This is a genomic window from Flavobacterium psychraquaticum, assembly GCF_034497725.1.
GTDB classification, from domain to species: domain Bacteria; phylum Bacteroidota; class Bacteroidia; order Flavobacteriales; family Flavobacteriaceae; genus Flavobacterium; species Flavobacterium psychraquaticum.
On the sequence record NZ_JAXKVR010000027.1, the window covers coordinates 128961 to 141899 of the forward strand.

The following is a 12939-nucleotide window of genomic DNA, read 5'->3' on the forward strand; positions in this document are numbered from 1 at the left end:
TTCACAACCACTTTGATAAAAGACATTGAAAAACTCAAGTTGGAAATTATAAGCTAAAATACAATTTTGAAAGCAATTCACAACTGTATTACTGCACCCATTTCTTCCGATTTGGTTGGAAATTATAAGCTAAAATACAATTTTGAAAGCAATTCACAACAATTTAGCAGTTAATGTAATTATGCTATTGTTGGAAATTATAAGCTAAAATACAATTTTGAAAGCAATTCACAACATATTTCTTCTGTAAGCGTCTTTTAATGCTGTTGGAAATTATAAGCTAAAATACAATTTTGAAAGCAATTCACAACATCAAAAATAAACTTGAATTATTCACAAAGTTGGAAATTATAAGCTAAAATACAATTTTGAAAGCAATTCACAACAGTCCAGAACAGTGGGAACAAACTTTTACCGTTGGAAATTATAAGCTAAAATACAATTTTGAAAGCAATTCACAACGCAATGGTGCTTTATATGATGAAGGTGTTTGTTGGAAATTATAAGCTAAAATACAATTTTGAAAGCAATTCACAACTCTGCTGCTAATATATCTTCTCCGTTATTGTTGGAAATTATAAGCTAAAATACAATTTTGAAAGCAATTCACAACAGAGTATATAAAAGGGGTTCCGTATTATGGTTGGAAATTATAAGCTAAAATACAATTTTGAAAGCAATTCACAACGCATTTGAATAAGAAAAAATACAACTGCATGTTGGAAATTATAAGCTAAAATACAATTTTGAAAGCAATTCACAACAAGGTAACGCCACATATACAATTGACCAAAGTTGGAAATTATAAGCTAAAATACAATTTTGAAAGCAATTCACAACAAACTGGTGTTTGTTCAGTTTTGGAAAACAGTTGGAAATTATAAGCTAAAATACAATTTTGAAAGCAATTCACAACTCCACTAAAGATATGTTTTGTTTTGTGGAAGTTGGAAATTATAAGCTAAAATACAATTTTGAAAGCAATTCACAACTAACCGATTCAGAAGGCGACAGATTGCAAAGTTGGAAATTATAAGCTAAAATACAATTTTGAAAGCAATTCACAACTCATCATAATAAAAATATATTCTTCCAATAATGCAAAAGCATTAGTTAAATTTAATAGCTTTACTTGATCTATTGATTGTGTAGCAAACCAAACTTTTTAAAAAATTTAATAAATGCCAGCAAATAATTTCGATATCAAAGGATTAACGAACAAAGAAGTGCTTATTTCACGAACGAAATTTGGCCCCAATACTTTAAATTTTAAAAAAGAAAGTGGTGTTTTAGAAGCTATAAAAAGTGTAGCAAAAGAACCGATGATTATTTTGTTATTGGTGGCTTCTGCCATTTATTTTGCGAGTGGCGAAACAGGAAATGCCGTTTTTCTATTAGCTGCTATTGTTATTGTTTCCGTTATTTCTTTATATCAAGAGGCTAAAAGTAGAAATGCTTTAGAAAAGTTAAAAGATTTTTCACAACCCAATTGTAATGTCATTCGGAATAGCGAAATAATTACCATTAAAACTGAAGATGTAGTAGTTGGTGATAGTTTGATGGTGGAAGAAGGCACTTCAATCATTGCCGATGGGATTATTGTGCATTCCAATGATTTTTCGGTAAACGAATCCATACTTACGGGCGAATCGTTTCCAGTTTTTAAAGATAAAACCAAAGAAGACAATTTTATTTACAATGGAACGACAGTAGCAAGTGGCTTGGCTATCGTGACGGTTAAGCATATTGGAAACCAAACTAAATTAGGTAAAATTGGCGAAAGCTTAGCAAGCATTCAAGAAGAAAAAACGCCTTTAGAGTTACAAATCAACAGCTTTGTAAAGAAATTAGTAGTATTTGGTGTTTTTGTTTTTGTCATTGTTTGGGGAATTAATTATTTCCATTCCTATAATTTATTAGATAGTTTATTGAAGGCTTTGACCTTAGCCATGAGTATTTTACCCGAAGAAATTCCGATGGCTTTTACTGCTTTTATGGCACTTGGAGCTTGGCGTTTGATGCAAATGGGTGTTGTAGTGAAACAAATGAAAACGGTGGAAACCTTAGGTTCGGCTACGGTTATTTGTACCGATAAAACAGGAACCATTACCGAAAACAAGATGAGTTTGGCCCAAGTATTTTCGCTTAAATCACAAAGAATTATCAAACCGTCCGAAGCCAATTCAGATGAACAAAACTTGTTGGAAATCGCGATGTGGGCCAGCGAACCGATTCCGTTTGATCCGATGGAAATTGCGTTGCATCAAGCTTATGACAATTTAAAAATGCAAGACGAAAGACCTAATTTTAAAATGATTCACGAATATCCATTGGATGGAAAACCTCCGATGATGACTCATATTTTTGAAAATGAATCAGGTCGAAGAATTATAGCTTCCAAAGGTGCTCCAGAAGCGATAATGCAAGTTTCTAATTTATCAAATGAGGAAATCCAACAGATTGAAGAAGCTGTAAAAACAATTACTTCAGAAGGTTATCGTGTTTTAGGAGTTGGACAAAGTAATTTTGAATCTACTAATTTTCCAGAAACACAACAAGAATTTCAATTTGAATTTAAAGGAATTGTAGCCTTTTATGATCCGCCAAAAGCCAATATTGAAAGCGTTTTGAATCATTTTTACGATGCTGGAATTTTAGTAAAAATCGTAACGGGTGATAATGCCGAAACTACTACTGCTATTGCGAAACAAATCGGGTTTAAAGGAATTGAACAAAGTATTTCAGGTACCGATTTAATGCAATTATCCGATGCAGAATTGCAAGCTAAAGTGATGCAAATCAATATTTTTACACGGATGTTTCCGGAAGCAAAATTACGAATTATCAATGCATTAAAAGCGAATAATCAGATAGTAGCAATGACGGGTGATGGCGTAAATGACGGTCCAGCCTTGAAAGCCGCTCATATTGGAATTGCGATGGGAAAGAAAGGAACAGAAATTGCCAAACAAGCTGCTTCGCTAATTTTATTGGAAGACGATTTGTCTAAAATGGTAGATGCTGTAGCGATGGGAAGACGTATTTATACCAACCTAAAAAAGGCTATTCAATACATTATTTCGATTCACATCCCGATTATTCTTACAGTTTTTATTCCCTTAGTTTTAGGTTGGATTTATCCGAATATTTTATCACCAGTTCACGTTATTTTCTTAGAACTAATTATGGGCCCAACGTGCTCTATTATTTTTGAAAATGAACCGATTGAAAAAAATACTATGCTTCAAAAACCAAGACCTTATGGCACTTCATTTTTCAATTGGAAGGAATTAATCACGAGTATTATTCAAGGTTTAGCCATCACAGCAGGAACTTTGTTTATTTATCAATACTCGGTTTCACTAGGAATGGACGTAGCACACACGCGTACAATGGTTTTTATTGTTTTAATTGTAGCGAATATCTTCTTAACTTTGGTAAATCGTTCGTTTTACTATTCAATTTTCACTACGATGCGTTATAAAAATAATTTAATTTCATTAATAATTGCAGTCACTGTCGCAATTACTGCATTATTACTTTTTGTACCTGTTTTAAACCGTTTCTTTGAATTTGGAAATCTTACGGGTTCTCAAATAATAATAGCAAGTGGAGTAGGGTTTATTGCTGTAATTTGGTATGAATTTGTGAAATTGAGTGCTAGATTTAAAAATCGTATCTAGTGATTTTTTCAAGAGTGAGTTAACATAATCAATGCTTTAACTAAAATTTGATTAAAATAATCCCTAAAAAAATATTTGTATTTAAATTCTATATCGTAATTTTACAATATAGAATTTACAAGACGATGGGAAGTACAAAAACAACACATTTTACCAACGAGCAAAACGAAATGGCGGTGCTCGCAAAAGCCTTAGGACATCCGGCACGAATTGCCATTATGGAGTATTTACTAAGTGTGGATGCTTGCATTTGTGGGGATATCTTAAACGAATTGCCTTTGGCACAAGCCACCGTTTCCCAACATTTAAAAGAGCTGAAAAATGCAGGCTTGATTCAAGGAACAATTGAAGGAAACGCGATTTGCTATTGTGTAAACGAAACTACTTTAGAAAAATTCAATACCTATTTGCAACAACTAACTTCTAAAATGGGAAGTAGAACGCGTTGCTGTTAATTAATACACCAAATACAATGGAAACCAACGAACAGATTAAAGAAATGGTAAAGCAAAAATACAGTGAAATTGCTTTGCAAGACCAAGAAACGAATGCTGCTTCTTGTTGTGGAAGTGGCGGTTGTAGTACTGAAGTTTACAATATTATGAGCGATGAATATGCGCATTTAGAAGGTTATAATCCAGATGCCGATTTGAAATTGGGTTGCGGTTTGCCTACAGAATTCGCTAAAATTAAACCGGGTGACACCGTAGTTGATTTAGGAAGTGGTGCTGGAAATGACTGTTTTGTTGCCCGACACGAAACAGGTATTTCAGGAAAGGTAATCGGAATTGATTTCACTGACAATATGATTGATAAAGCTAGAACTAATGCAGAGAAATTAGGTTTTAATAATGTAGAATTTCGATTAGGCGATATTGAAAAAATGCCAATTACTTCGGATGTAGCGGATGTAGTGGTTAGTAATTGCGTGATGAATTTGGTTCCAGATAAACCAAAAGCCTTTAACGAAGTATTTCGTATTTTGAAATCAGGTGGACACTTCAGTATTTCGGACATAGTGCTTACGGGTGATTTGCCTGAAAAAATTAAAAATGCTGCCGAAATGTACGCAGGTTGTGTTGCCAGTGCAATTTTAAAAGATGATTATTTACAAATCATAAAAGATGCAGGTTTTAAAAATCTAACGCTTCAAAAAGAAAAAGCAATTGTAATTCCAACCGATATTTTAAAAGAATATTTAAACGAAGAAGAAATTACAGCTTATAACGCCAACAAAACTAATATTTATAGCATCACGGTTTATGGTGAAAAAGAAATTGCTTGTTGTGCTCCAAATTGCTGTTAAATTTTAAGATTGGAATTTCATTTCATAAAAAAGAGGATTTTTATAAATCCTCTTTTTTCATTTTTATTTTAAAGCAACGAGCTAATAAGTCAATGTTCCTGCTAATTCTTTTAAATTAATTTCTGAAATTTTGGTTACATATTGTGCATTCGAATAGCGAACTGATGCTTCAACATAATTTTGTTGGGCGGTTCTAAATTCAACTGTTGTAATGGTTCCAATTTTAAATTTTGCTAATGTAATATCTAGATTTTGCTTCGCTATTTCAATATTTTTTTCTTCCACTTTTACCAATTCTAGGTTGGTTTGATAAGTCGCATATAAAGAAGCCAATTGCGTTTCTAGCGATAATTTTTGCTGTTCTAAAACTAGACCAGCATTCTCCACTTGGTATTTAGCAATTTTTTCATTTTTATTTTGAAGAAAGCCATTAAAAATCGGAACAGTAGCCGTTACGCCATATACAAAACCTTTTCCTGAAGATTCGGTTACAAATCCTAAAGAAGATTCAGAGCGTGTGAAATTATAGCCAGAAGTTAATCGAACTGTTGGATAACGATTTCCTTTTACTTGTTTCAAATTCAAATCAGCCACTTTTTTGGTTAAGATTTGCGATTGGAGTAGGGGATTTTGCTTTTGAGCTGTTGCGGTCAATGTGGCAAAGTCTAAATTATGGTCGAATGCTATTTCTTCATTTACACTAAAATCAGTTTGAAGTTCCCGAATTAATAATTCATTCATTCTAATCTTAGTAATGCGATAGACTTCTTTTTGCTTCAACAATAAACTCAAATCACTATTCAAATCCACTTGAGCATTCAAAACTTCTAATTTGGAAGCTTTTCCAATACTAAAACGATTTTGAGCGGTATTCAAACGTTGATTTGAAATTACAATCGCGGTATCAATCGACGCCAAGACTTGTTGCTGCTGTACCAAATCAAAATATGTCACATAAACATCACTAATCTTATTCAAAATCGCGGTTTGTAATTCGGCCTTTCCTTGTTGTTCTAAAACGTTCAATTGTTCTTTTCGTGCAAACATACTTAAGCCATCAAAAATCGTCCAATCTAAGCCAACGCCATAACTTAAGTTCATATTTTTCGCACCATCTAATTCACGTATTGAACCGTCTGCTTGTGTCTGTTTGGTATCTAAAATACTGTTGCTATTAGTTAAATTAGCATTTACTGAGGGCAACATTCCGGCTCTGGCTAAAGAATTATTGGTGGCATCAATTTTCGAATTGTTTGTGGCAATTTTAATATCGTAATTATTCTCTAAAGCCATTTTTAATGCATCTTCTAAAGTAAGCACTTCTTGAGCCTGCGTTGAAAATCCAATTAATAGGAGTAAGGCTATTTTATATATCTGCTGCATATTATTATTTTTCTAAAGCGTCTAAATTATCAAATTCTGGACGGTGTTTTCGGGCTCTTGACCAAAGCATATAAATTGAAGGAATTACGAATAAGGTTAAAATTAATGAGAATAAAGTTCCTCCTACAATCACAACTCCCATTCCCATCCTACTTGCTGAGGCCGCTCCAAAGGACATTGCAATTGGCAAAGCACCTAGAGCAATAGCTAAACTCGTCATCAAAATAGGACGCAAACGTGCTACCGAAGCTTCGATAATTGCCTCATATTTTGGTATGCCTTGTTCCCTTAACTGATTGGCGAATTCCACAATCAGAATTCCATTTTTAGTTACTAATCCAATTAGCATAATAGTTCCGATTTGACTGAAAATATTCCAAGTTTGTCCAAATAACCAAAGTGAAAATAAAGCTCCAGCTACAGCCAAAGGAACTGTGATGATGATGATAAATGGATCGATAAAACTTTCAAATTGGGCTGCTAAAATCAAGAAAATTAATAATAATGCGAGTCCAAATGCGAAAGAAGTATTCGAACTACTTTCCACGAAATCTCGAGATTCTCCACCTAAATCGGTAGTAAAAGTATCATCTAGTATTTTTGCTTTTATTTCATCCATAGCATTAATTCCGTCAATCATACTTTTTCCCGGTGCTAAACCTGCAGAAACAGTGGCCGACATATAGCGGTTGTTATGAAATAATTGAGGCGGATTACTTTGCTCTTCTACTTCCACAACATTATCCAATTGAATTAAATTTCCGGCCTTATTCTTCACGAAAATTGACGTTAAATCCAAAGGAGCACTTCGGTCTTTCTGATCAAATTGTCCAATTACTTGATATTGTTTTCCATTCAACATAAAATAACCAAAACGTTGACCACTTAACGATAATTGAAGGGTTTGTGCCACATCAATTACAGAAACACCCAAACTTTCTGCCTTTTCACGATTAATCGTTACGTTGATTTCAGGCTTATTAAATTTTAAGTTAACATCAACATTGGAGAAGGTTTCATTTTTAGCAGCTTCTTCCATAAACAATGGAATTTTAGCTCGTAATTTTTCAAAATTTGGTGCTTGAATGATGTATTGAATTGGCAAACCACCACGTCTGTTTACAGAAATAGTAGGCTGTTCTGAAACGTTTACTTTCGCTTCTGGATATTTTTTAGTCCATTTATTTAAATTTTCTACAATTTCTTTTTGCGAACGTTCTCTTTCGGCTGGGGATACTAATGCTAAACGAACTCGACCGGAATTCACTGAAGAAGATAAAAATCCAGGAGAAGTGATAACGATCGCTACTTTTTTCTCTGGAATTGAATCATTGATTAAATTTGACAAATCTTGCATAAAGCGATCCGTATAATCATAAGTAGCTCCTTCGGGCGTAGCAACACTTATAACAGCCAAACTTCGGTCATCATAAGGAGCAGTTTCTTTCGGAAGAATGCTAAAAAAGAAAGCAATTAATCCAAAACAGAACGCAATTATTGGGAAACTTATCCATTTTCTTTTTAAAAACTTCGTCAAATAATCGCCGTATCCTTTGTTTAAACTTACGAAGAAAGGTTCACTATAATTGTAGAATTTTGTTCTTTTTTGTGTACCACTTTTCATCAAATAAGCATTCAACATTGGAGTTAACGTTAAGGATACAAATGCCGAAATTAACACGGCAGCACCAATAACTACTCCAAACTCTCGGAAGAGTCGGCCCACAAATCCTTCTAAAAATATTACAGGTAAAAACACTGCTGCTAACGTAATAGAAATCGAAATAACGGCGAAGAAAATTTCATTCGAACCTTTTATCGCTGCTTCGATTGGCGACATTCCTTCCTCAACTTTCTTGTAAATGTTTTCGGTGACCACAATTCCATCATCCACCACTAATCCCGTGGCTAATACAATGGCTAAAAGGGTTAGTACGTTTATGGAAAATCCAAATAAATACATAATAAAGAACGTAGCAATTAAGGAAACTGGAATATCAATTAGCGGACGAATAGCAATTGACCAATCTCTAAAGAATAAAAAGATAATTATAATTACAAGAATTACGGAAATTAGTAATGTTTCCGCTACTTCAACAACTGATTGCTTAATAAATAACGTATTATCTAGTGCAATATTTAATTCGATATCAGCTGGTAAATCCTTTTTTAATTGTTCTAATTCTTTATAAAACTGATCAGCAATTTCCAAGTAGTTGGTTCCGGGTTGTGGAATAATTGCCACCGCAACCATCGGTTTTCCGTTGGAAGTTAATTTGGTTTCTAAGTTTTCTGGTTCTAAAGCAACATTTGCAACATCGCTTAATTTGACGGTCCGATTGTCATCGGAAATAATTATAATTTCGTTAAACTCTTTTTCTGTGGATAAGTTTCCAACGGTTTTAACGGTTAATTCGGTGTTAGCTCCTGTTAATTTCCCTGACGGAAGTTCCACATTTTGTTTGTCTAATGCATTTTTAACATCAGAAACCGTGACGCCATACGAATTCATTTTAAGTGGATCAATCCATATACGCATGGCATATCTTTTTTGTCCCCAAATTTGAACACTACTTACCCCTGGAATTGTCTGAATGCGCTCTCCGATTACGTTTTCGGCGTAATCACTAAGTTCTAAGACATTTTTGGTATTACTTTGAACGGTCATCGAAATAATTGCATCAGAATCCGCATCAGCCTTTGCCACAACTGGTGGCGCATCGATATCTTGTGGTAAACTTCGAATAGCTTGCGAAACTTTATCTCGCACATCATTAGCGGCTTCTTCTAGGTTTTTTTCTAATTGAAATTCGATAGTAATATTGCTCGACCCTTGATTACTTGAAGAAGTAATGTTTCGAATTCCATCAATAGAGTTAATAGCTTTTTCGAGTGGTTCCGTAATTTGAGATTCAATAATATCCGAGTTAGCACCAGTGTAATTTGTTCTTACATTAATTACAGCAGGATCAATTGATGGAAATTCTCGAACGCCTAAATAGTTGAATCCTAAAATACCAAATAAGACAATTAATAAATTGATTACGATGGTAAAAACGGGCCTTTTTATACTTAAAGTGGATAAACTCATTTGAAGTGATAATTTGTTCCGAAGCTTCGGAGTTGCAATTTTATAGTTTTATTTTCCATCAACCAAAATTGGAAGTTAGAATTTGAATGTTGGAATTTTATTTCGATTCTTTAATCTTAACCTTTATTTCAGCATCATTTTTAATCGCCATTACTCCAGAAACCACTAAAGTATCACCCGCTTTAATACCGCTGGTAACCACAACATCTTTATCTGTTCGGGTTAAAGTTTCGATTTTTACTTCTTTAGCTTTTCCATTGGATGCGATGTAAACTACTTTTCCGTTTTGAATTGGAATTACGGCTTCTGTAGGAACTAAAATTGCATCTTTAATATTTTTCAACGGAAGTTCCACAGTGGCGAAAGTACCCGCAATTAATTTATTTGAAGGATTGTCTGCAATTGCTCTTACTTTCAAAGTTCTTGTTGCAACTTCAATTTCAGGATCGATGGCATATATTTTAGCAGCAAACGATTCCGAGCTGTTAGGCATCATAATTTTTACAGTGGTATTATTTTCTACTTCAGTTGCGTATTTTTCAGGAATAGAAAAACTGATTTTCACTTGGTTTGAACTCACTAATTTCGTAATAAGCGTAGCAGGAGTCACATAAGTTCCAGGTGAAATATTTCTTAATCCGATTTTGCCTGAAAATGGAGCTCTTATAGAAGTTTTAGCAATTTGAGCTTGAATTAACTGCGATTGCGCTTTCAAACTTCTGAATTCAGCACTAGCAATATCGTATTCTTCTTGGCTAATTGCTTCTTTTTGAAGTAATAATTTAGCTCTTCTTTCGTTTTCAGAAGCTAAACTTTGTTTAGTTGTTGCTTGCGATAATTGAGCACGTAATTCAATATCATTTACTTTCAATAAAACTTGTCCTTTACTTACGTTTGTACCTTCTGTGAAATAGATTTGCTCTACAATTCCAGAAGCTTCACTTCTAATTTCTACGTTTTCATTAGCTTCAATAGAACCGGAAAGCGAAATCACATTTAAAAAATCTTTTTCAGAAAGTATAATTGCATCAACCATTGTTGGTGGTTTTTTGTCACCTTTGTTGTTATTTTTTCCGGCTTCTGCTTTGTTTGATGTAATTCGATAACCAATTAATCCAATTAAGATAAGGACAAAGAGGGAAATAAGTATAGTTTTTAATTTCATAATATAAATTGTACTTGAAGAGACAAATCTATGTTTTACCATTTTAAAAAGCCATAAACTTATCATTTATTTAACATTATTTGTAGGTACAAATGTATGCTTTTAATTTATTTATTGCTTTTAAAAATTGCTGATAAACAATAAATTCTGCTGTTAGAAATTTCAATATCAACTAATATAATTCCAAATGGTTTTCTTTTTGCTGATTTCGATGAAGGCAACTCGCAATTTAGCGTGTTCTGGTTTTTCCATTGGAGCGTCGTCTTTCAGTAATTTTATCGCGTGATGACGAGCCATTTGCAAGATATCTTTATCACGGACTAAATCAGCAATTTGAAGATTTAATACGCCACTTTGTTGTTTTCCCATTAAATCCCCAGGACCACGTAATTTTAAATCGACTTCCGAAATCTCAAAGCCGTCATTTGTTCGAACCATTGTCTCCATTCGGATCTTACTGTCATTACTTAATTTGTGACTTGTCATCAAAATACAATAACTCTGTTCGGCACCACGACCCACACGACCTCGTAATTGGTGTAACTGCGACAATCCAAATCGTTCAGCACTTTCAATTATCATTACGGATGCGTTTGGAATATTCACACCAACTTCAATCACAGTTGTTGCCACCATTATATTCGTTTTTCCTGCTGAGAAGCGTTGCATTTCAGCTTCTTTTTCTGCTGGTTTCATTTTTCCGTGTACAATTGAAATCGCATAGTGTGGTAATGGAAAATCTCTAGAAATACCTTCATAACCATCCATCAAATCTTTATAATCCATTTTTTCGGATTCTTGAATTAACGGGTACACGATATAAATTTGACGGCCTTTTGCAATTTCATCTTTTATAAATTTCCAAACTTTCAAACGATTGCTATCAAAACGATGCACGGTTTGAATTGGTTTTCTTCCAGGTGGCAATTCGTCAATCACTGAAATATCCAAATCACCATACAAACTCATCGCTAAAGTTCGAGGAATAGGAGTAGCAGTCATCACTAAAACGTGAGGTGGAATTACATTTTTCTTCCACAATTTACTTCTTTGTTCCACTCCAAATCGATGTTGCTCATCAATAATTGCTAAGCCTAAATTTTGAAATTTCACCTTGTCTTCAAGTAATGCGTGTGTTCCAATTAAAATGTCTAGTGAACCATTTTCTAAAGCTTCGTGTATAATTTTTCGTTCTGAAGTTTTAGTTGAACCCGTGAGTATTTTTATAGTGATATCCATTTCACTAGCTAATTCTGAAATCCCGATAAAATGTTGATTGGCAAGAATTTCGGTCGGAGCCATCAAGCAACTCTGAAAGCCATTATCTTTAGCCAAAAGCATGCACATCAAGGCTACAATTGTTTTTCCTGAACCCACATCACCTTGTAGTAAACGATTCATTTGAGCGTTACTTCCCAAATCATTTCTGATTTCTTTTAGCACTCTTTTTTGAGCATTTGTCAAATCGAAAGGCAAATGATTATTGTAGAAATCTGTAAAATAATTGCCTACTTTTTCAAAAGGCATTCCTTTGATTTTATGCTTTCGAATGAGGTTTTTGGTGATTAATTGCAGTTGGATGAAAAATAATTCTTCAAACTTCAACCGGAATTGGGCTTTGGCTAGTAAATCTTGACTTTTTGGAAAATGAACATTGAATAAGGCTTCACTTTTTGGGATCAATTTTAACTCGTCTAGTAAATAATTGGGAATTGTTTCTTGAAATAAATTTTGGGTTTCCAGAAACAATTGTTGCATCATTTTATTGACCACTTTGTTGGTAATTCCTCTGTTGGATAGCTTTTCCGTACTTGGATAAACCGGTTGCATTGCAGAACGAAGACTTGCTTTATGCTCTTCTAAAAGTTCCATTTCGGGATGAGCCATATTAAAAGTAGCTCCAAATTGACTCACTTTTCCAAAAATCACATAAACCGTATTGATTTTTAAACTTTCGCGTACCCATTTTTGGCCTTGAAACCAAACCAATTCCATTTGACCTGTATCGTCTACAAAAGTTGCTACTAATCGGCCTCTTCCTTTGGCTTGTTCTAATGTTTTGATGTTGACTACTTTACCAACAATTTGTACTTCTGAATTATTATTTTGTAATTCATTTACTTTATAATAACGCGTTCGATCGATATATCGGTTGGGATATAAATTGAGTAAATCGCTATATTTGAAAATCCCTAATTCTTTGCGTAATAAATCGCCACGTTGTGGACCAACGCCTTTGAGGTATTCTATGGGAGTTTCGAGTAAGTTCAAGGTTTGTAAATTGTAAATCGTATAATGTATATTGTCAAGC

The 12939-nt window shown here is 33.8% G+C and carries 7 protein-coding genes and 1 CRISPR repeat array (1 of these 8 cut by a window edge); of the genes, 3 read left to right on the top strand and 4 right to left on the bottom strand.

The genetic code is table 11. The annotated features are described in order from the left end of the window. Positions 1-1068: direct repeats of the CRISPR family, unit length 46 nt; unit sequence GTTGGAAATTATAAGCTAAAATACAATTTTGAAAGCAATTCACAAC; it begins 2537 nt to the left of the window's first position. 113 nt (positions 1069-1181) lie between these two features. From T1L09_RS06615 to T1L09_RS06625, 3 genes are all read left to right on the top strand, one after another. Continuing rightward, positions 1182-3683 carry a cation-translocating P-type ATPase gene (locus T1L09_RS06615; RefSeq protein ID WP_322550170.1) on the top strand — a complete coding sequence of 834 codons (2502 nt, stop codon included), beginning with the start codon at positions 1182-1184 and terminating at the stop codon, positions 3681-3683. A gap of 125 nt (positions 3684-3808) precedes the next feature. Further along, positions 3809-4138: an ArsR/SmtB family transcription factor gene (locus T1L09_RS06620; protein WP_322550245.1), complete on the top strand. Its 330-nt coding sequence runs from the start codon at positions 3809-3811 to the stop codon at positions 4136-4138. Positions 4139-4155: 17 nt separating this feature from the next. Then, the gene (locus T1L09_RS06625; protein ID WP_322550171.1) at positions 4156-4989 is read left to right on the top strand and encodes an arsenite methyltransferase; all 834 of its coding nucleotides are present in this window, start codon (positions 4156-4158) and stop codon (positions 4987-4989) included. A gap of 81 nt (positions 4990-5070) precedes the next feature. Here T1L09_RS06625 and T1L09_RS06630 read toward each other — a convergent pair whose 3' ends face one another. The 4 genes from T1L09_RS06630 to recG all read right to left on the bottom strand — a co-directional run bounded on the left by T1L09_RS06630 (position 5071) and on the right by recG (position 12899). Next, entirely contained in the window at positions 5071-6372 is a 1302-nt protein-coding gene (locus tag T1L09_RS06630; RefSeq protein WP_322550172.1) for a TolC family protein, read from the bottom strand. Between the two features lie 4 nt (positions 6373-6376). Then, positions 6377-9463: an efflux RND transporter permease subunit gene (locus T1L09_RS06635; RefSeq protein ID WP_322550173.1), complete on the bottom strand. Its 3087-nt coding sequence runs from the start codon at positions 9461-9463 to the stop codon at positions 6377-6379. 97 nt (positions 9464-9560) lie between these two features. Then, complete coding sequence (locus T1L09_RS06640; RefSeq protein ID WP_322550174.1) at positions 9561-10628, bottom strand: efflux RND transporter periplasmic adaptor subunit; 1068 nt, start codon at positions 10626-10628, stop codon at positions 9561-9563. Between the two features lie 168 nt (positions 10629-10796). Continuing rightward, positions 10797-12899, bottom strand: coding sequence for an ATP-dependent DNA helicase RecG (recG, locus tag T1L09_RS06645; protein ID WP_322550175.1), 2103 nt, complete (start codon positions 12897-12899; stop codon positions 10797-10799). Between the last annotated feature and the right edge of the window lie 40 nt (positions 12900-12939).

Excerpts from the sequence above, each read along its gene's own strand:
- T1L09_RS06615 (WP_322550170.1), top strand. The coding sequence starts at position 1,182 with ATGCCAGCAAATAATTTCGATATCAAAGGATTAACGAACAAAGAAGTG.
- T1L09_RS06640 (WP_322550174.1), bottom strand. The coding sequence starts at position 10,628 with ATGAAATTAAAAACTATACTTATTTCCCTCTTTGTCCTTATCTTAATT.
- T1L09_RS06620 (WP_322550245.1), top strand. The coding sequence starts at position 3,809 with ATGGGAAGTACAAAAACAACACATTTTACCAACGAGCAAAACGAAATG.
- T1L09_RS06630 (WP_322550172.1), bottom strand. The coding sequence starts at position 6,372 with ATGCAGCAGATATATAAAATAGCCTTACTCCTATTAATTGGATTTTCA.
- T1L09_RS06625 (WP_322550171.1), top strand. The coding sequence starts at position 4,156 with ATGGAAACCAACGAACAGATTAAAGAAATGGTAAAGCAAAAATACAGT.
- T1L09_RS06635 (WP_322550173.1), bottom strand. The coding sequence starts at position 9,463 with ATGAGTTTATCCACTTTAAGTATAAAAAGGCCCGTTTTTACCATCGTA.